Source organism: Arthrobacter sp. TJ-58, assembly GCF_058269295.1.
The window spans coordinates 227434-246232 of record NZ_JBZCNM010000003.1 but is presented as its reverse complement, the minus strand read 5'-3'; the positions used below and the strand labels follow the sequence as shown (position 1 = coordinate 246232).

Genomic DNA, 18799 nt, shown 5'->3' with positions numbered 1-18799 from the left:
CCCTCCATGGTCCCGTCCTGCCTGCGGATGCGGAAGACATCAAACCGGGGTACGGGCCGGGCGCCGCCTAACTGTTGGTGAGGAAACTGGCGGGCAGGGAACTTCGAGTGCCACACTGGGCCGCATGCAGATCCTGATTTCCACCGGAGATATCACCACCAACACTGCGGACGCCATCGTGAACGCCGCGAACTCTTCCCTGCTCGGCGGCGGCGGTGTGGACGGAGCCATCCACCGTGCAGCGGGACCGGGCTTGCTGGCAGCCTGCCGGGAACTGCGCGCGGGGACCTGGGCAAGCGGCCTCCCCGTCGGAGAGGCGGTGGCCACTCCAGGCTTCCAGCTTCCGGCCCGGTGGGTCATCCACACCGTCGGCCCGAACGCCCGGGCCGGGGAGACCGACCCGGAGCTGTTGGCATCCTGCTTCCGCCGTTCCCTGGATGTTGCCGAGGAACTCGGCGCCGAAACGGTGGCCTTCCCCGCCGTCAGCGCCGGCGTCTACGGCTGGAACCCGGCAACCGTGGCCGCGGTGGCCCTGCGCACCGTTCGGGACTATCCGGCCCGAACCGTCCGGTCCGTGGAGTTCGTGCTTTTCAGCGAACCCGTCGAGCAGGTCTTCCGCAGGGCGGAGCAGGAACTGGCTGCTACTTCAAAAACAGGGACCGAAGACGACCCGTCGTGACCACCAGGCCCAAACAAATCATGACCACGAAGTAGAGCAGGTGTCCGGCGGTTGCCCAGGTCAGCATGCCCACGCTGAGCTGCCGCATCATTTCCACGCCGTGCCAGAGCGGCATCGCCTGAACTACCCATTGGATGGCCTGGGGGTACACGCTCAGCGGATAGAACGTTGCGGAGAACAGGAACATGGGCAGCATGACAAAGTTCACCCACTCCAGCTGCTGGAAGGTCTTCATACAGCTGGTGATCGCCATGCCGAAGGAGGCAAAGCCAAAGGCCACCACCACGGCGGCGGGAATCATGAGCAGCGCCCAGGGCGAGGTCACCAGGCCCATGGCCGCCATGACGGCCGTGAAGCCGGTTGCATACATGGCACCGCGCAGCAGGGCAAGCAGGATTTCCCCGAGCGCGACGTCGAGCGGGCCCAGCGAGGTGGCGAGCATGCCTTCGTAGAGCTTGGCGTAATGGAGCTTGAAGAACACATTCATCGTGGAGTCGTACACCGCTCCGTTCATTGCTGAAACGGCCAGCAGTGCCGGGGCAATGTAGTTGGCGTACCCGATCTCTTCGCCTCCCGGGCCGGCAACGGTACCGATCAGGGAACCCAGTCCAATACCCATGGCCACCAGGTAGAGCACCGGTTCCACGAACCCGCTGATCATGACGGCCCAGTTGCTGCCCCACGTGGCCTTCAGCCCGCGGGCGAACACTGACCGGACGTTCCGGGCATAAAGGGACCCCAGGAAACGGCCCTTCGGGTCCAGCTGTGCGGGTGCCAGGCGCGTCGGCGCCGTCGTTTTTTCTACGGTCATTTTCCCAGCCTCCGGGTGACGTTCCGGCGCGCCAGGACCCAGCCGACAAAGCCGAGAAGCAGCAGATACGCCACATGGACCGCTGTCAGCGCCGGAGCCTCGGCGTAACCGTAGCTGAGGACCCGGCCGAGCTCGGTGGAGTGCCACAGCGGAGAAATCCAGCCGATCCAGCGGATGGCCCCGGGCAGGGACTCCAGCGGAAAGAAGGTGCCGGAGAACAGGAACAGCGGCATCACAATAAAGCGCTGCACCATGGAGAACTGCCCCTTGTCCTGCTCCAGTGACGCGCTGTAGGCCATCAGCGGCATGCCGAAGGCCACGCCGCCAAGAATCGCGGTGAAAATCATTAGCCACGCCGTACCCGGCTGCCCCACTGCACCGAAGAGCAGCAGGAACACAAAGTACGGGGCGGTGGTGATCAGCATCCGGACTGAGAAACCGATCAGATGCCCGTCCACCAGCTGGTTACTGGACAGCGGCGACGCGTTGGGACCGTAGTAGGTGCGCTGCCATTTGAAGCCGCCCAACACCATGTAGGTGTTTTCTTCGGTCGACACCATGATGGCGGCTGTGGCCAGCAGGGCCGGTGCCACGAAGACGAGGTAAGAGACCGTAGCCCCGTTGCCGGCGTCAAACGCCGCATCGCCGGTGTCCACCAGCGACGCCAGCCCCACGCCCATACCAAAGAGGTACACCAGAGGGGTGCCCACCGCGGTCATGAGCACGGTCCACCCGTAGCCGCGCATGCGCCGGATCCAGTGCTCGGCGTAATACACGGCACCAAAGCGCCGTGCCCGGGACGCGGCCTGCTCCGGTGTCAGCGGAGAGCGCAGCCCCAGCACGTCGTGCCGGTTTGCCCCCGCTTTCGCCGCAGGCGTGCCTGATAGCTGCCGCTCAGTCAACGAGGCTCCTACCGGTCAACCGGAGGAACACGTCTTCCAGGGATGAGCGGCGCACCAGCGAGGTGATGGGACGCAGCCCGCGGGAGCCGACCGCTTCCAAAGCGGTCTCGCCGTCGTCTGCGTAAATCAGGACGCGGTCCGGGAGGGTTTCAACCCGGCTCCCGATTCCTTCCAGTTCGGCGGCCACCGTAGTGTTGCGTTCGGAACCAAAGCGCAGTTCCAGCACTTCCCGGGTGGAGTATTCACGGATCAGGGCAGCAGGAGATCCTTCCGCCATGATCTGTCCCTTGTCCACCACCACCAGGCGGTCGCAGAGCTGCTCCGCTTCGTCCATGTAGTGGGTGGTCAGGATCAGCGTGACCCCGGCTTCCTTGAGCCGGAACAGCCGGTCCCAGAGGATGTGGCGTGCCTGGGGATCCAGTCCCGTGGTGGGTTCATCCAGCAGCAGGATCTTGGGATCGCTGATGAGCGACCGGGCGATGGTCAGGCGGCGCTTCATGCCGCCGGAGAGGGATTCAATCTTGGCCTTGGCCTTGTCGGCGAGCTGGGCGAATTCCAGCAGCTCGTCGGCCTTGGGCCCCAGATAGCTCTTGGGCAGGCCGAAGTACCGGCCATAGGCCATGAGGTTCTCGCGCACGCGCAGGTCTTCATCGAGGTTGTCCTGCTGCGGCACCACCCCCAAGTGGGCGCGCACCTCGGGCCCGTACCGGTCCGGGTCCAGCCCCATGACGGTGAGGTCCCCGGAGGTGCGCGTTGACACGCCGCCGATCATTTTCATGGTGGTGGACTTGCCGGCGCCGTTGGGGCCGAGAAGCCCAAAGGACTCCCCCGCGGGGACGTCGAAGCTGATGCCGTCCACGGCATGAAAATCGCCGTAGGTCTTGCGTAGGTTCCGGGCCGAAATGACGGTGGAAGAGGCGGTCTTGGGGACAGTCGGAGAGGGTGTGATCTGCGGCACTCGAACAGCCTAGTGCACCGGTGTGCTGTCGCGGAACATTTGCGGCCGGGCGGCGGGATGCTGCTCCCGCTGCCCGGCCGCCGTCGTGCAGGTAACTCCCTAGGCGAGAATGCCTGCCGTGCGCTCCGCAGCTTCCACCACGTTGGACAGGAGCATGGCCCGGGTCATGGGCCCCACTCCCCCGGGGTTCGGGGAAATCCAGCCGGCCACATCTGCGGCTGCCTTCTCCACGTCTCCGGTGAGGGTGGTCTTGCCGGTGTCGGGGTCGGTGACCCGGGTGACTCCCACATCCAGGACAATGGCTCCGGGTTTGAGGTCCTCGGCCTTGATCATTTCCGGGAATCCGGCGGCGGCCACCACCACGTCGGCCTCGCGCAGGTGCTCAAACAGGTCCACGGTGCCGGTGTGGGCAAGGGTCACGGTGGCGTTGATCGGACGGCGGGTCAGCAACAGCCCCAGCGGACGGCCCACGGTGACACCGCGGCCCACGACGAGCACCTTCTTGCCGGTCAGAGCGATCCCGTTGCGCACCAGCAGCTGCACAATCCCGTGCGGGGTGCAGGGCAGCGGCGACGTCATCGGTTCGCTCACGTTCAGGACCAGCCGGCCCAGGTTCACCGGATGCAGGCCGTCGGCGTCCTTTTCCGGGGCGATCCGCTCCAGGATGGCATTGGTGTCCAGATGCGCGGGCAGCGGCAGCTGCACAATGTATCCGGTGGTAGCCGGGTCCGCGTTCAGCTCATCGATGACCTTTTCCAGGTCCGCCTGGCTGATGTCCGCCGGCAGGTCCCGGCGGATGGAATTAATCCCCACCTGCGCGCAGTCCTTGTGCTTGCCGCCCACATAGGAATGGCTGGCCGGGTCATCGCCCACCAGCACGGTCCCCAGTCCCGGGGTGATCCCGTGCTCGTCTTTCAGCACGCGCACCCGCTCGGTGAGTTCATCCTTGATCTCGCGGGCGGCCTTGCGCCCGTCGAGGATCCGGGCGGCCACCGGCGTTCCGAAGGGAGTTTTCTCTTTCTTCTCCCAGCCGAGGTTAACGCTGTCATTTTCGGGGGTTTCCGTGACGGAACCTTCCATGTTATTTCCCTTCTCCATACTCGTTACCACTCTTCCTGTCCGGGATACAGCGGAAAATCTTCTGCCAGCGCGCTGACCCGTGCGCGCAGCGCGTCGACGTCGGGGGACGGCTTCAGCGCCGCGGCAATAATTTCGCCCACCTCAGTGAACTCTGCAGCCCCGAAGCCGCGGGTGGCCAGTGCGGGTGTGCCGATCCGCAGGCCCGACGTAACCATTGGCGGACGGGGATCAAACGGTACGGAATTGCGGTTTACCGTGATTCCCACGGAGTGCAGCAGGTCTTCGGCCTGTTTGCCGTCCAGAGCCGAATGCCGCAGGTCCACCAGGATCAGGTGGACGTCGGTGCCGCCGGTGAGCACCGAGACGCCGTGGCCGGCGACGTCGGGCGCGCTGAGGCGCTCCGCAATAATCCGGGCGCCTTCCAGCACCCGTTCCTGCCGCTTCCGGAATTCGTCCGTGCCGGCGATCCGGAACGCCACCGCCTTGGCGGCAATGACGTGCATCAGCGGACCACCCTGCTGGCCCGGGAAAACTGCGGAGTTCAGCTTCTTCGCGTATTCCTGCTTGGCCAAAATCATTCCTGAGCGCGGGCCGGCCAGCGTCTTGTGCACCGTGGAGGTGACGACGTCGGACGCGGGCACCGGGGTGGGGTGCAGGCCGGCGGCCACGAGGCCGGCGAAGTGCGCCATGTCCGTCCACAGATAGGCGCCGACTTCATCGGCAATGGAACGGAACGCGTCAAAATCCAGCTGGCGGGGATAGGCGCTCCAGCCGGCGATGAGGACCTGCGGGCGCTCGGCTTTGGCCTGCTCCCGGACCTTGTCCATGTCCACCCGGTAGGTTTCCTCGTCCACGCCGTAGGCGGCCACTTCATAGAGCTTGCCGGAGAAGTTCAGCTTCATGCCGTGGGTCAGGTGCCCGCCGTGGGCCAGGTTCAGTCCCATCAGCTTGTCCCCGGGCTTGATGAGTGCTGCGAGTGCCGCGGCGTTGGCCTGTGCCCCGGAATGCGGCTGCACGTTGGCGAACTCTGCGCCGAACAGGGCCTTGGCCCGCTCGATGGCCAGGTTCTCCGCCACATCCACATGCTCGCAGCCGCCGTAGTACCGGCGTCCGGGGTATCCCTCGGCGTACTTGTTGGTCAGGACCGAGCCCTGCGCTTCGAGGACGGACCGCGGGGCGAAGTTCTCCGAAGCGATCATTTCCAAGGTGCTGCGCTGGCGGGCCAGTTCATCGTTCAGGACGGCGGCGATTTCCGGGTCGACGTCGGATAACTTCGCGTCCGTGACGGGCTGGGTGGATAGTCTCACAAAGATCTCCTGGGGACGGCGTTTAGGGGTCAGGCGACTAAGGCTTGACCTTCGGCCCAGGCGTGCGATCCGTGGTCTGTGCTGCTTGGCCGCTCCCTGGTGGTGACCCACCTAACGCCAGTTGCGACGTAATCATCCTATCGGACGGCGGTCTGCCGCTGCCGAATATGACTTGGCGCGGGCGGGTGGAATAGGTGTCCGGGCGAGCCGGTTGATACACAAATGCATGGATGTTGCCTCGTCGAGGCAGCCAGCGGGCGGAGGACAGGTGACCGTGGAGGACCGGGACGTTGAGGTGGCGGTGATCGGTGCCGGCCAGGCCGGCCTGAGCGCTGCCTTTTATCTCCAGCACCGCGGGTTGGCTGCAGGGCCCGGTTTTGTGGTGCTGGACGCCAATGAGGGCCCCGGCGGAGCCTGGCGCCACCGCTGGGATTCACTCACGCTCGGATCTGCCCACGGCATCCACGACCTGCCGCGCTTTCCGCTGGGGACGCCGGATCCCCGTGAACCGGCGTCTTCCGTGGTCACCCGGTATTACGGCGCCTATGAGGCGGAATTCGGGTTGGAGGTGCAGCGGCCCGTCCGCGTGCTGGCAGTCACCCGTGCGGCTGATGACCGGCTGCACATCAGCACCGACCTCGGAGTGTGGCGTGCACGGCAGGTCATCAACGCCACCGGAACCTGGGACAAGCCCTATTGGCCAAGCTATCCGGGCCAGCGGGAGTTCCGCGGGAAACAGCTGCATACCCGGGATTTCCGCAGGGCCGGCGATTTTGCCGGCCGCAGGGTCCTGGTGGTGGGCGGCGGAACCTCTGCGGTGCAGTTCCTGCTCCAGCTGCACGACGCCGGCGCCCGCACCGTGTGGTCCACGCGGCGGCCTCCGGAGTTCACCAGCCGCCCCTTCGACGCCGAATGGGGCCGCGGCGTTGAACGCGCAGTCCGCGAGCGCACCCGTGCCGGGCTTCCTCCCGTCAGCGTGGTTTCCACCACCAAGATTCTTCTGACCCCGCAATATCAAAAGGGCATTGACGACGGCGTCCTGGTGTCGCGCGGTCCGCTTGCCCGACTGACTCCGGACGGGGCGGTGTTCGCGGACGGCAGCTCCGCCGCTGCCGACGTGGTGCTCTGGGCCACCGGCTTCCGGGCCTCCCTGGACCATCTGGCTCCCCTGCACCTGCGCGAACCCGGCGGGGGCATCCGCATGGACGGGCCAAGGGTTGTGAAGGTTCCGCAGCTGTTCCTGGTGGGCTACGGGGAATCCGCCTCGACCCTTGGCGCCACCCGTGCCGGACGGGCCGCAGCTCTGGCCGCGCTTCAGGGCAGGTCCACGTCCTCCCGGGAGAACTCGGTCACGGTTCCCAGCTCCCAGTCGCGTCGCAGCACGGCATAGGTGACGGAGGCAATCCACCGCCCGTCGTCCAGCGGCCAGTCGTCCCGGTAGTGGGCCTCCTTCAGAAACCCCGACCGCAAAAAGGTCTTGCGCATGGCAATGTTGTCTTCCCGGGTCCGCCCGGCAAACCGGTGCGCCCTGGGCGCCTCATTGAAGACGAGCGAAGTCAGGGCCTGCAGCACGGGAACACCGCTGCCCTGACCCCGGGCCTCTTCCACCAGCCGAAGGTCAAAGACGGGACAGTGGCTCTCAAGCCGCTCCAGGATCGCCAGCCCAAGCCGCTGGTTGTCCCCGAACACCCAGTAGGTGCGGACGCCGTCGGCATCAAAGCGGCCGTCAACAATCAGCTGCCGGACCAGCTCCTCGGACGGAGCCGTAATCCGGTGAAAGGGAAAACTGTTGGTGGTCAGGAATTTGACCAGCTCTTCGACGTCCTTATCGGAAAGGGGCATGAAGGTTACGTCCATTTCCCTAGCCTAAGCGAGCGCTTCCCGGGCGGGTAACCTAGGAACCGTGACTGATTTCTCCGCCGCTTCCGCGTTCACCCTGACCCTGTCCTGCCCGGACCAGCCGGGCATCGTCCACGCCGTGTCCGGAGGCCTGGCCGCCGCCCGGGGCAACATCACCGAATCCCAGCAGTACGGCAGCCCGGAAACGGGCACGTTCTTCATGCGGGTGGACTTCACCGCCCCAGGTTCCCATGCAGACGTGCAGGCCGCGCTGGCACCCGTGGCAGCGGACTTCGGCATGGAGTGGCAGCTGCATGAGGCCGGGAGCCCGGAGCGCACCCTGATCATGGTGTCCAAATCCGGACACTGCCTCAATGACCTCCTGTTCCGGCAGCGGTCGGGCACCCTGCCCATCGAGATTCCCGCCATCGTGTCCAACCACCGGGACCTGGCCGAACTGGCCGCCTTCTACGGCATACCGTTCCACCACATCCCCGTCACGCCGGACACCAAGGACAGCGCCGAGGACCAGCTGCGTGCCCTGATGCAGGACCTGGACATCGACCTGGTGGTGCTGGCCCGCTACATGCAGATCCTCAGCAACGACCTGTGCCGCGACCTCGCCGGCCGGGCCATCAACATCCACCACTCCTTCCTGCCCTCCTTCAAGGGCGCACGGCCGTATCACCAGGCCCATGCCCGTGGCGTGAAGCTGATCGGCGCCACCGCCCACTACGTCACCTCGGACCTGGATGAAGGCCCCATCATCGAGCAGGAAGTGATCCGGGTGGACCACTCCCGGTCCGCCGCGCAGCTGGCGGCCCTGGGCAGCGACGTCGAGGGCCGCACCCTGTCCAAGGCCGTGCAGTGGCACGCCGAGCACCGGGTCCTGCTGGACGGCAAGCGGACCATCGTCTTCAACTGAGGTTCGGTGACGCATCCTGCCCGGCGCGCCGCTAGGCTGGCGGGATGGCATACCTCATCCCGCTCCGGGGCAAGACTCCGCAGGCAGATCCGTCCGTTTTCCTCGCCCCCACCGCCTCGCTGATAGGCGACGTGGTCATGGCTGAGGATTCCAGCGCCTTTTACGGCGTCTGTGTCCGGGGAGATTCCAACTCCATCCGGGTCGGCGCCGGCAGCAACCTGCAGGACAACGTGGTGCTGCACGCAGACCCCGGTTTCCCCACCACCGTGGGCCAGCGGGTCAGCATTGGTCACAGCGCTGTTGTCCACGGCTGCACCATTGAGGACGACTGCCTCATCGGCATGAGCGCTACGGTCATGAACGGCGCCGTGGTAGGTGCCGGCTCACTGGTGGCGGCCGGAGCGGTGGTGCTGGAGGGAACCGTCATTCCGCCGCGTTCCCTGGTGGCAGGCGTACCGGCCAAGGTTCGGCGTGAACTCACCGAGGAGGAGTTCGACGGCGTGCGGCAGAACGCCGTCAGGTACCTGGCCACCGCCGCCGCGCACCGCGAAGCGGTCCAAACCGCCTGAGCACGGGTGGCAATAGAAACCCCCGGGACCGGGGAACCGGTTCCCGTCTTGACCGAACGTTCCCCGGGCGTTGTACTGACGTAGCACGCCTCTGCGATTCATCGTTGGTTCTCACGGGCTGCAGAAATGACAACGGCGTCTTTCCGGGAGGGCTGGGTATCACCATGCGAGCGCGAGCATCAGTGCCACAACCCGGCGAGGACAGCACCCCCGGCAGCCGGCACATCCCCGCACCGCCGTGCGTGTACACAGGGGCGCCCAGTCCGGTGCAAAAAACCGGCCGGACCCTGCGGTGGGGTGTCGTTGCCACGGGCAATGTGGCAACGAAGGTCACCGAGGATATTGCCCGGCTCGAAGATGCGGTCCTGCATGCGGTCAGCTCCTGCACCGAGGAGGCAGCAGCGCAGTTCGCAGAACACTTCGGATTCACCCGGACCTATTTCGACGAGGGAGGGGTTAAGGGCTACCGCATCCTGATTGATGATCCCGAGGTGGACGTTGTCTACATTGCTGCCCCGCACGCACAGCACTACGACATTGCCCGGGAGGCCCTGCTGGGAGGAAAGCACGTCCTCTGTGAAAAATCCCTGACGGTCAACGCCCGGGAATCCGAAGACCTGATCGCACTGGCCTCCTCCAGCGGACTGTTCTTGATGGAGGCGGTCTGGACCCGGTTCCTGCCCTGCATCAACCGCATCTGGGACATCCTGAGCCAGGGCGAACTGGGCGAGGTGCGCTGGGTCCAGGCTGATCTGGGATTCCGGGCTCCGCCTGATCCCGCCAGCCGTCTCTGGGATGCGGCAGCCGGCGGCGGAGCTTTGCTGGACCTGACCGTTTATCCCCTGACGCTGGCACTGGGCGCACTGGGGTTCCCCCTGCACATATCCGCCGTCGGCACCTTGAACGACGACGGCGTGGACATCCAGAATGCTCTCCTGCTCACCTACGCTTCGGGGGCCTCGGCGCAGCTGGCCTCTTCGCTGGTTTCGGAATGCACGCGCACGGCCACGATCTCCGGGACCGAAGGGTGGCTTCGCACCGGAACTCCCCTGCACAACCCGGTGGAACTCACCGTGCAGCCGCGCGGCGGAGAGCAGCGGGTCGAACGCTTCCCCCAGATAGGCAACGGATACACCTATGAGCTGCGCGAAGCGACCCGGTGCATCCAGTCCGGTCTGGCCGAATCACCGACCATGAGCTGGGAACACTCGCTGGCAAGCATGCGTCTGTTCGATGAAGCCCGGCGCCAGATGGGCCTGAAATACGTCAGTGATACCCCGGCCCGCTCCGGCTAACGGAAATACGGCACGCAAAAGCGGTCCCGCAAAGTGCAGGACCGCTTTTGATGTGTATGGCTACTCAGGCGTTGCGGACGTTGTCCTTGGCCTCTGTTGCGCTCCCCTTGACGTCTTCAGCAGCGGACTGGCCTTCCTGCTTGACGTTCTGGGCGGCGTCAGTTGCTGTTGCCTTGACGTTCTCCATGGCTTCCTGCGCGGGCTCCTTGAGCCCCTGCGCCATTTCCTTGGCTGCGTCGGTGACCTGGTTCGTGAGGGGCTCGGCAGCGGTCTTGAGGTTGTCCGCTGCGACGCGCTCCTTGTCTGTGGCCGGGATCAGCGAAGCCGCCAGCAGTCCGGCGCCGAAAGCAATCAGGCCTGCGGCGATCGGGTTGCCCTGGGCCTTATTGGCAAGGTTCTGCGGCGCATCGCCCACTGCGGAGCCGGCACGGGACATGCCGCTGGCGGCCGAATCGGTGCCGGAGTGCATTTTGTCTGTCATCTGATCTGCTGCTCCCATCACTTTGTCCTTGACACTGTCCTTGACGCCGAAAACTGCGTCCTTAACCTTGTCCGTCTGTCGCTGGACAATGTGGGAAGGCGTCACCTTGTCAGCCACGGCGTCCACGTTGGTTCCGAGGCGGCGGCGGGTCTCTTCAATGTCTGCGCGTATTGCGTCCGGGTTATCGCTCATCGTGCGTCCTCATTCGGTTTCAGGGTTCCGGGTATTTCCTGCAGCGTTTCGGAGGTCTGCGGCATGCCCTTGATCTTTCGCATCTCCTTGCGTCCGCGCATAGCGAGGATCGCGGCAACGATGCCCCAGATCACGGCGACAATCAACCCCGACCAGCCAAGGCCGATCAGGTCACCGAGTGCCTGCCAGAGCGCGATGGACAGGAACAGGAGCACAAAGTAACCGGCCAGTGCAGCACCGGCAAACATGCCCGCTCCCTTGCCGGCCCGGGTGGCTGACTGCTTCAGCTCAACCTTGGCCAGCTCCACCTCTTGGCGCATGAGGGTGGACATATCCGCCGTCACCTGGCCGAGAAGATCGCCCAGTGACGTGCTTTCAGCTGCTGTGGGCGGCGGTTCAGGGATTTCGGTACTCATTAGTGCCGACCACCGTTAAAGGGATCAGCCGCGCGGGTTCCCGATCCGGGAAGCTGATCATCGGATACCGGAGGACGGCCAGTCGGGACAGTGGGCTCTGTGCCGAACGGATCCTGGGAGACTCCCCCGGGGTTCACTGTCCCTGTACCGGCTGCGTAGGTGGGCTGCACGGCGGGTTCCGGAGGGTAGATCGTTTCCGGGATGGTGGTGCTGCCCGTGGCGGCACCGGTACCGGTTGCCGTCGGCGCGCCGGTTCCTGCAGTCTGGCTGGGAACTCCTGCGCTAAGACCCTTGTTCATACGGCCGGCCAGGAAACCTGCTCCTGCAGCCATGGCCAGGAAGGCGACGGGGCGGCGACGGGCGAAGCCCTTGACTTCCTCCACCAGCGAACCCGGGTTGCGGTTATCCAACCACGAGGCCACAGATGAGGAACGCTCAGCGGCCTGGCGCACCAGATCGGTGGCAACACCGGACTGTTCGGAATTCTCCGCCATGGAGTGCAGCTCGCCGGCGACCGATCGGAGTCCTTCAGCAACCTTCTGCTGCTGCACTCCTGCCTGCTCCGTCAGGTCGCTCCGCGCCTGGTCAAACAGGTCGCGGGCATTTGCTGCGGCTTCGGAGGCAACGCCGGCTGCTTCCGTCTTGGCTGTTTCGGCAACGTGAGCAGCGCTTCCGGCTGCATCCCGGGCCACACCTGATGCCTCGTCCTTGGCAGCTCCGGCCTTTGCTGCCTTGGGATCCGCTGAACTGCCCTGGGTGGGGGTAGCAGCATGGCTTCCGTCTCTGGGCCACTCGTTCTCTGTCATCGTCACTCTCTCTCCTAAATCGTTGCGGATGAAGAATCAGAATCCTGCCGATGAGGATTACCGTTACTGATGACATGATCATAAGCACACTTAGTATGGATTCGTAAAGTTGAAGCTAAGCAGACTTAGCTTCATTCTGCCGGGGAACCGCTGCACTCTTGTGGACGGTGGCCAGGGCGTGGTTGGGTGGCATTCACGGCGGGCACCTATTCTACGGACAGAGGTGCCGCCCCATATGTCCGCAGTTACAAGGGAGATTCCAGTGGCAGGAAATTTGTTCGCTCGATCTGTTCACGACCTCACCGCGGCAGCCTGGTTCGGCGGCTCGCTGATGGGTGCGGTAGGCCTCAACGGGGCTGCTGCAGAGGCGAAGGACCCGACGGAACGGGCCAGGCTCTCCAGCTTGGGCTGGAAGAAATGGGCACCGCTTCAGGCGGCCGCCATCATCGGCCATTTTGTGGCAGGCCTGGCCATTGTCGGGGAAAACAAGGGCCGCGTGGCCAAGCAGGACGGCGTTGGATCCCTGACCGTTTACAAGACCGGCGTCACAGTGATCGGCGCCCTGGTGACGTTCTACGCAGGGATGGTGGGACGGAAGGTTGAAAAGTATTCGGAGGAGGGTGCGGTTGGTGCAACCGAGCCGAATCCCACGGCGTCCAAGGAACTGCAGTCGGCCCAGCGGCAGTTGAAGCTGCTGCAGTGGTGCATCCCCGTTTTCTCCGGAGCAGTGATCGTCATGGGAGCCCAGCACGGTGAGATGCAGCGCGCTTCCAACGTCCTCAAGGGCCTGATGAAATCCTAGGTTCCCCGTCCCGGAAGCGGAGCCGGACGCACGTTCTGTCTCACCCCCCGAAACACGCTATACATCCTTCGGCGCCCATGGTTATCTTCAGACGATGGGCGCCGAAGTTAACAGCAAGACATACAGCCGGGAGCAGCGGACACGGTACCGCCAGCGACTCCTTGAAAACCTTGACCGGTTTGCCGGTTACCTTTCAACGGCGCAGTTCGCAGACACTGCCAGTATTGGCTTGGAACTGGAGCTGAACCTGACAAACACGGACTTCACCCCCGCGCTGCGCAACGCCGCCGTTCTGGAGCAGATCGCCGATCCTGCGTTCCAAACGGAAATCGGCGCTTTCAACATTGAGATGAACCACCCCGCACTGTCTATCGGCGGCTCAGGCCTGCGGGATCTCGAGGACAGCCTCCGCTTCCAGCTGAACCGGGCAGACTCCCGTGCGGCCGAGGTGAATACGGATATTCTCATGGCGGGAATCCTGCCCACCCTCCGGCCAAACCTTTTGGAAGACAAGGAATGGCTCAGCGCCGGCAAACGCTATGCCGCGCTGAACACCTCGGTGCTCCAGGCACGCGGCGAAGACGTGCACGTGGACCTGCGCGGCATTGAGTCGCTGTCCTTCTACGCTAAAAACATTTCCCCCGAAGCCGCCTGCACGTCAGTGCAGCTGCACCTGGAGGTGAGCCCGGAGGACTTTGCACCAGCCTGGAACGCCGCCCAGATGATCGCCGCTCCCCAGGTGGCGCTCGCTGCAAATTCGCCCGTCTTCATGGAACGAATCCTGTGGCATGAAACCCGGGTTGAGCTTTTCAAGCAAGCCATCGACACCAGGCCTCCCGAAATGCGCAACCAGGGAGTGCGGCCCCGCGTGTGGTTCGGAGAACGCTGGATAACCTCAATCTTCGACCTCTTCGAGGAGAATGTCCGGTACTTTCCCGCGCTGCTCCCTGAACTCTCCCGCAGCAGCGGCGGGTCCACGGCCGCCGGAGCCCCTCTGCTCCCGGAGCTCCGCCTTCACAACGGCACCGTCTACCGCTGGAACCGGCCCATTTATGATCCCGGCGAGCACACACCCAACCTGCGGCTGGAGAATCGGGTTCTCCCGGCCGGCCCCACAGTGCTGGACGTCGTGGCCAACGCAGCGTTCTTCTACGGTCTGGTCCAGCATCTGCGCACCTCCGAGCGCCCGCTCTGGACCCGACTGGCCTTCAAGAGCGCCGCAGACAACTTCCTGGCCTGCGCACGCAACGGTCTGGAAGCTACGGTGTACTGGCCCGGCATCGGCGAGACGCCGGTGGCCGAACTGATTCTCCGCCACCTGATCCCCCAGGCAGCAACCGGGCTGGCGGAACTGGGCGTGGACCAGGAATTAATCGGCCGCTATCTGGACGTCATCCGGGAGCGTGCCCGCACCGAGCAGAACGGCGCCTCCTGGCAGATCGCGTATCTGCGCCGCTTGGAGAGTCAGGGCATGGAACGCAGGCCTGCACTTGTAGAACTCACCCGCAGATACTGGGAAAACATGCACACGAATGCCCCCGTCCACGAGTGGCCGGTGGACTGAGGCCCTCTGCCGCGGATTTTTGGTTCTGCATTTTTGGCATCAATTTCGGCCTCGGTTCTGGCAGTCAGATTGTGTGACTGCTAGCCTAATTTCATAACTTGAGTCGAGCTGACTCAAGTTACCGACCTTCTGAAGTTCCGATTAATGATTCGCCTGCCTGGCAGGTGGGCGTCAAAGGAGTTGATGATAATGGCGATGAAGTTCGATCCATTCCGCGAGCTCGACCGGATGGCAGGAGCCCTTCTCGATCCCCGGCAGCGGCTGCGGCTGATGCCCATAGATCTTTACCGCGAGGGCGACCACTACATTCTGAATGCCGATCTGCCGGGCATCGATCCGGGTTCGGTGGACGTGGATGTGGACGGCCAGCTGCTCACCATCCGGGCCGAGCGAACCATCCAGGCTTCCGACGGCGTCACATGGCTGACCCGGGAGCGCGAATCAGGCACCTTCCTCCGCCAGCTCAACCTGGGCCAGGGAATCGACATTGAGGGAATTTCCGCCACCTATGAAAACGGTGTCCTCAGTGTCCTGATCCCGGTCAGCGAACGGTCCAAGCCTCGCAAGATTGAGGTGTCCTCCTCCTACAAGGATTCGAACACCATCAGCGGCCAGTCCAGTTCTGAATCGGTGACCTCATCAACCTCGAGCAGCTCCGGCTCCGATTCAGGCTCCTCGGGTTCCGGCTCCATGGGATCGGGTTCATCCGGATCCGGCTCGATGGGCTCCGGCGGAGACCAGGGCTCCGGCATCTAGCGGGTCTTGAACATAACGACGGCGGCGCCCCACCCGTGAAGGTGGGGCGCCGCCGTCGTTATGCGCTGAAGCAGCTGGGAATTAGCCCAGGCGGGTCTTCAGGTTGGCATCGAGCTCAGCGAGGAATTCCTCGGTGGTCAGGTATGCCTGGTCCGGGCCGACCAGGGCAGCCAGGTCCTTGGTCATCTTGCCGGACTCGACGGTCTTGATGACAACGTCTTCAAGGGTCTCGGCGAAGTTGATGACCTCGGGGGTGTTGTCCAGCTTGCCGCGGTGCATCAGGCCACGGGTCCACGCGAAGATCGAGGCGATCGGGTTCGTGGAGGTGGGCTTGCCCTGCTGGTGCTGGCGGTAGTGGCGGGTGACCGTACCGTGTGCAGCTTCGGCCTCAACGGTCTTGCCGTCCGGGGTCATCAGCACGGAGGTCATCAGTCCCAGCGAGCCGAAGCCCTGTGCCACGGTGTCGGACTGGACGTCGCCGTCGTAGTTCTTGCAGGCCCAGACGTAGCCGCCTTCCCACTTCATCGCGGAGGCAACCATGTCATCGATCAGACGGTGCTCGTAGGTGAGGCCGGCTGCTTCGAACTGGTCCTTGAACTCGGCGTCGAAGACTTCCTGGAACAGGTCCTTGAACTGGCCGTCGTAGGCCTTCAGGATCGTGTTCTTGGTGGAGAGGTACACCGGGTAGTTGCGCTGCAGGCCGTAGGCGAAGGAAGCGCGGGCGAAGTCCTTGATGGAATCGTTGAAGTTGTACATACCCATGGCGACGCCGCCGTCGTCACCGTAGGTGACAACCTCGGTCTTGATTTCCTCGCCGCCGTCTTTGGGCGTGTAGGTCAGCGTCAGGGTACCGGCACCGGGAACCTTGAAGTTCGTTGCCTTGTACTGGTCACCGTGAGCGTGGCGGCCAATGATGATCGGCTTGTTCCAACCCGGCACCAGGCGCGGGATGTTGGAGATGATGATCGGCTCGCGGAACACCACGCCGCCGAGGATGTTGCGGATGGTCCCGTTCGGGGAAACCCACATCTTCTTCAGGCCGAATTCTTCAACACGGGCCTCATCCGGGGTGATGGTGGCGCACTTGACGCCCACACCGTGTTCCTTGATGGCGTTGGCAGCGTCAACAGTGACCTGGTCATCGGTGGCATCGCGGTTCTGGATGGAGAGGTCGTAGTACTTCAGGTCTACGTCCAGGTACGGATTGATCAGGCGGTCCTTGATGAACTGCCAGATGATGCGGGTCATTTCGTCGCCGTCGAGTTCTACGACAGAACCCACAACCTTGATTTTCTCAGCCACACGATCTCCTTGTGTGTTGGTGGGCACCGAACATGTCATGCGGCATGACGGAACCCGTCTTTTTGGCTTGTATTTGAGTCCAACTATGCCACAGCCCACTCGAGGCTCCCTAAACTCCGGGACGGCCGCTTAAGCCCGCCGCCCCGGAGGTTGGGTGGTGCCGGAAGAGCATCCCGGCACGCTCTGCGAGGCGCTTAGTGGAAGAAGTGGCGTGCGCCGGTGAAGTACATCGTGACTCCGGCAGCGTTGGCTGCTTCGATAACTTCGTTGTCACGGATGGACCCGCCGGGCTGGACCACGGCGCGGACTCCGGCATCGAGCAGAATCTGCAGGCCGTCGGCAAACGGGAAGAACGCATCCGACGCCGCCACGGCGCCGCGGGCACGTTCTTCTTCCGGCCCGCCGAGGGTATTGGCCCGTTCCACGGCAAGCCGGCACGAATCAACCCGGTTTACCTGACCCATGCCAACGCCCACTGACGCACCGTTGTTGGCCAGCAGGATGGCGTTGGATTTCGCCGCCCGCACAGCTGTCCAGGCGAAGGCAAGGTCGGCCAGCGTTGAATCGTCGGCGGCGGGACCGGACACCAGGGTCCAGTTCTCCGGCTGGTCGCCGTCTGCCTGCATCTTGTCCGATTTCTGGACCAGCATGCCACCCGAGACCTGGCGGAACTCGGCCGCGCTGCGCCCGTACCCGTCGGGCAGGGTCAGCAAGCGGATGTTCTTCTTTGCGGAGAGGATCTCCACTGCTGCGGGTTCGAAGTCCGGGGCGATCACCACCTCGGTAAAGATGTCCTTGACCGTCTCGGCCATGCCGGCAGTGACTGTCCGGTTGGCCGCAATCACTCCGCCGAAGGCCGATACGGGATCGCAGGCGTGTGCCTTGGCGTGCGCATCGGCGATGGGATCGGCAGCATCCGGGGAGGCGACCGCAACCCCGCACGGGTTGGCATGCTTCACGACGGCCACGGCCGGTTCGCTGAAATCGAAGGCTGCACGCAGGGCGGCATCGGCGTCTACATAGTTGTTGTAGGACATCTCCTTACCGTGCAGCTGGTCTGCCTGCGCCACCCCGGGCTGCGCACTCTTGTCTGCATAGAGGGCCGCTTCCTGATGCGGATTCTCGCCGTAGCGCAAAACCTCGGACCGCTCCAGCGCGAGCCCGGTGTAAGCCGGCCAAGTGGTGCCTTCGTCGGTTCCGTCGCCGAACTGTTCTGCCGTCCAGGCCGCCACTGCCGTGTCATAGGCGGCAGTAGAGGCGAAGGCCTCAGCAGCAAGACGGCGTCGCTGCTCCAGGTCAAACCCGCCTTCGGCGGCTGCCGTGACAACCTCGGCATACTTGGCCGGGTTGACGATCACGGCCACAGAGGGGTGATTCTTTGCAGCGGCACGGACCATTGAGGGACCGCCGATATCGATCTGCTCCACCACCTCATCCGGGCTGGCGCCTGACTTTACGGTTTCCACGAACGGGTAAAGGTTCACCACCACGAGGTCGAAGGGTTCAATCTCCATTTCCTCAAGCTGGGCCACATGATCCGCACGTCGCCGGTCCGCGAGAATGCCGGCATGGACACGCGGGTGCAGCGTCTTGACCCGTCCGTCCAGGCATTCAGCGAAGCCCGTTACCTCGGAAACTTCCGTGACGGCTACACCTGCAGCGGCAATCTGCCTGGCTGTGGAACCGGTGGAAACAATGCTGACACCGGCTGCGGAGAGGCCCTGAGCCAGTTCCGTCAAACCGGTCTTGTCATAGACCGAAATCAAGGCCCGGCGGATGGGTACACGGTTCAGCGGCTGAGAGCTCACGCAATATCTCCAAAGTAAGAGGGTGTCGGTGGCTACAGTTTAGGTCACACGGCCCCGTCGGACGGAGTGTGAAGCTGAGACGGGTGATCCCCGGTTGACCCCTGCTGGCTCTTGTCCTGTCTCTTGTCCTGTCCCTGCTCCCGCCGGCCGCTCCATCCCTCCCGCTGGACTGCCTCCTATCCACTGCTGGCCTGCCAATATTCGCCGCCGGACTGCCCATATCCACCACGGGACTGTCCCATATCCACCGCAGGATTGCCCATATTCACCTCTGGCCTGCCAATATCCGCCGCTGCTCCGCAAGCGA

Annotated in this window: 19 protein-coding genes and 1 riboswitch; of the genes, 8 read left to right on the top strand and 11 right to left on the bottom strand. The window is 64.1% G+C overall.

Going from position 1 to position 18799, the window contains the following annotated elements; all coding sequences use genetic code 11:
* Positions 1–124: 124 nt before the first annotated feature.
* Positions 125–679 (top strand): O-acetyl-ADP-ribose deacetylase, encoded by a 555-nt coding sequence (locus tag AC4D2W_RS11550; protein WP_490927050.1) that lies wholly within the window; start codon positions 125–127, stop codon positions 677–679.
* Here AC4D2W_RS11550 and AC4D2W_RS11545 read toward each other — a convergent pair.
* The 5 genes from AC4D2W_RS11545 to glyA all read right to left on the bottom strand — a co-directional run bounded on the left by AC4D2W_RS11545 (position 642) and on the right by glyA (position 5737).
* Positions 642–1490 carry an ABC transporter permease gene (locus AC4D2W_RS11545; RefSeq protein WP_490927049.1) on the bottom strand — a complete coding sequence of 283 codons (849 nt, stop codon included), beginning with the start codon at positions 1488–1490 and terminating at the stop codon, positions 642–644. The genes AC4D2W_RS11550 and AC4D2W_RS11545 overlap by 38 nt on opposite strands.
* Complete coding sequence (locus AC4D2W_RS11540) at positions 1487–2392, bottom strand: ABC transporter permease (RefSeq protein ID WP_490927048.1); 906 nt, start codon at positions 2390–2392, stop codon at positions 1487–1489. Before AC4D2W_RS11540 ends, AC4D2W_RS11545 begins: the two co-directional genes overlap by 4 nt.
* A complete protein-coding gene (locus AC4D2W_RS11535) occupies positions 2385–3350 on the bottom strand; it encodes an ABC transporter ATP-binding protein (protein ID WP_490927047.1) in 966 nt (321 codons plus the stop codon). The genes AC4D2W_RS11540 and AC4D2W_RS11535 overlap by 8 nt, the downstream gene beginning before the upstream one ends.
* Positions 3351–3449: 99 nt before the next feature.
* Positions 3450–4343 carry a bifunctional methylenetetrahydrofolate dehydrogenase/methenyltetrahydrofolate cyclohydrolase gene (locus tag AC4D2W_RS11530; RefSeq protein ID WP_490927431.1) on the bottom strand — a complete coding sequence of 298 codons (894 nt, stop codon included), beginning with the start codon at positions 4341–4343 and terminating at the stop codon, positions 3450–3452.
* A 110-nt stretch (positions 4344–4453) separates the two neighbouring features.
* Positions 4454–5737 carry a serine hydroxymethyltransferase gene (gene glyA / locus AC4D2W_RS11525; protein WP_490927045.1) on the bottom strand — a complete coding sequence of 428 codons (1284 nt, stop codon included), beginning with the start codon at positions 5735–5737 and terminating at the stop codon, positions 4454–4456.
* 47 nt (positions 5738–5784) lie between these two features.
* A riboswitch (ZMP/ZTP riboswitch) is annotated at positions 5785–5872 on the bottom strand.
* A 133-nt stretch (positions 5873–6005) separates the two neighbouring features.
* Here glyA and AC4D2W_RS11520 point away from each other — a divergent pair.
* Complete coding sequence (locus tag AC4D2W_RS11520) at positions 6006–7127, top strand: NAD(P)-binding domain-containing protein (RefSeq protein ID WP_490927044.1); 1122 nt, start codon at positions 6006–6008, stop codon at positions 7125–7127.
* Here the strand turns inward: AC4D2W_RS11520 and AC4D2W_RS11515 are convergent.
* Complete coding sequence (locus tag AC4D2W_RS11515; protein WP_490927043.1) at positions 7052–7594, bottom strand: GNAT family N-acetyltransferase; 543 nt, start codon at positions 7592–7594, stop codon at positions 7052–7054. The genes AC4D2W_RS11520 and AC4D2W_RS11515 overlap by 76 nt on opposite strands.
* Before the next feature lie 46 nt (positions 7595–7640).
* Between AC4D2W_RS11515 and purU the strand changes: the two genes are divergently transcribed.
* The 3 genes from purU (at position 7641) to AC4D2W_RS11500 (ending at position 10365) form a co-directional block, all read left to right on the top strand.
* A complete protein-coding gene (gene purU / locus AC4D2W_RS11510) occupies positions 7641–8501 on the top strand; it encodes a formyltetrahydrofolate deformylase (RefSeq protein ID WP_490927042.1) in 861 nt (286 codons plus the stop codon).
* A gap of 44 nt (positions 8502–8545) precedes the next feature.
* A complete protein-coding gene (locus tag AC4D2W_RS11505; RefSeq protein WP_490927041.1) occupies positions 8546–9070 on the top strand; it encodes a gamma carbonic anhydrase family protein in 525 nt (174 codons plus the stop codon).
* 266 nt (positions 9071–9336) lie between these two features.
* Positions 9337–10365: a Gfo/Idh/MocA family protein gene (locus AC4D2W_RS11500; protein WP_490927040.1), complete on the top strand. Its 1029-nt coding sequence runs from the start codon at positions 9337–9339 to the stop codon at positions 10363–10365.
* A gap of 64 nt (positions 10366–10429) precedes the next feature.
* Here AC4D2W_RS11500 and AC4D2W_RS11495 read toward each other — a convergent pair whose 3' ends face one another.
* The 3 genes from AC4D2W_RS11495 to AC4D2W_RS11485 are packed head-to-tail and all read right to left on the bottom strand — an operon-like array spanning position 10430 to position 12260.
* The gene (locus AC4D2W_RS11495) at positions 10430–11038 is read right to left on the bottom strand and encodes a DUF3618 domain-containing protein (RefSeq protein ID WP_490927039.1); all 609 of its coding nucleotides are present in this window, start codon (positions 11036–11038) and stop codon (positions 10430–10432) included.
* The gene (locus tag AC4D2W_RS11490; RefSeq protein WP_490927038.1) at positions 11035–11454 is read right to left on the bottom strand and encodes a phage holin family protein; all 420 of its coding nucleotides are present in this window, start codon (positions 11452–11454) and stop codon (positions 11035–11037) included. Before AC4D2W_RS11490 ends, AC4D2W_RS11495 begins: the two co-directional genes overlap by 4 nt.
* Positions 11454–12260 (bottom strand): hypothetical protein, encoded by an 807-nt coding sequence (locus AC4D2W_RS11485; RefSeq protein ID WP_490927037.1) that lies wholly within the window; start codon positions 12258–12260, stop codon positions 11454–11456. Before AC4D2W_RS11485 ends, AC4D2W_RS11490 begins: the two co-directional genes overlap by 1 nt.
* Positions 12261–12522: 262 nt before the next feature.
* Here AC4D2W_RS11485 and AC4D2W_RS11480 point away from each other — a divergent pair, with 262 nt between their 5' ends.
* The 3 genes from AC4D2W_RS11480 (at position 12523) to AC4D2W_RS11470 (ending at position 15382) form a co-directional block, all read left to right on the top strand.
* A complete protein-coding gene (locus tag AC4D2W_RS11480; protein WP_490927036.1) occupies positions 12523–13062 on the top strand; it encodes a hypothetical protein in 540 nt (179 codons plus the stop codon).
* Positions 13063–13156: 94 nt separating this feature from the next.
* Positions 13157–14626, top strand: a complete 1470-nt coding sequence (locus AC4D2W_RS11475; RefSeq protein ID WP_490927035.1) for a glutamate-cysteine ligase family protein — start codon at positions 13157–13159, stop codon at positions 14624–14626.
* Between the two features lie 189 nt (positions 14627–14815).
* Positions 14816–15382: an Hsp20/alpha crystallin family protein gene (locus AC4D2W_RS11470; protein ID WP_490927034.1), complete on the top strand. Its 567-nt coding sequence runs from the start codon at positions 14816–14818 to the stop codon at positions 15380–15382.
* 81 nt (positions 15383–15463) lie between these two features.
* Here AC4D2W_RS11470 and AC4D2W_RS11465 read toward each other — a convergent pair whose 3' ends face one another.
* A complete protein-coding gene (locus AC4D2W_RS11465; RefSeq protein ID WP_400926975.1) occupies positions 15464–16723 on the bottom strand; it encodes an NADP-dependent isocitrate dehydrogenase in 1260 nt (419 codons plus the stop codon).
* A 155-nt stretch (positions 16724–16878) separates the two neighbouring features.
* Complete coding sequence (purH, locus tag AC4D2W_RS11460) at positions 16879–18492, bottom strand: bifunctional phosphoribosylaminoimidazolecarboxamide formyltransferase/IMP cyclohydrolase (protein ID WP_490927033.1); 1614 nt, start codon at positions 18490–18492, stop codon at positions 16879–16881.
* Between the last annotated feature and the right edge of the window lie 307 nt (positions 18493–18799).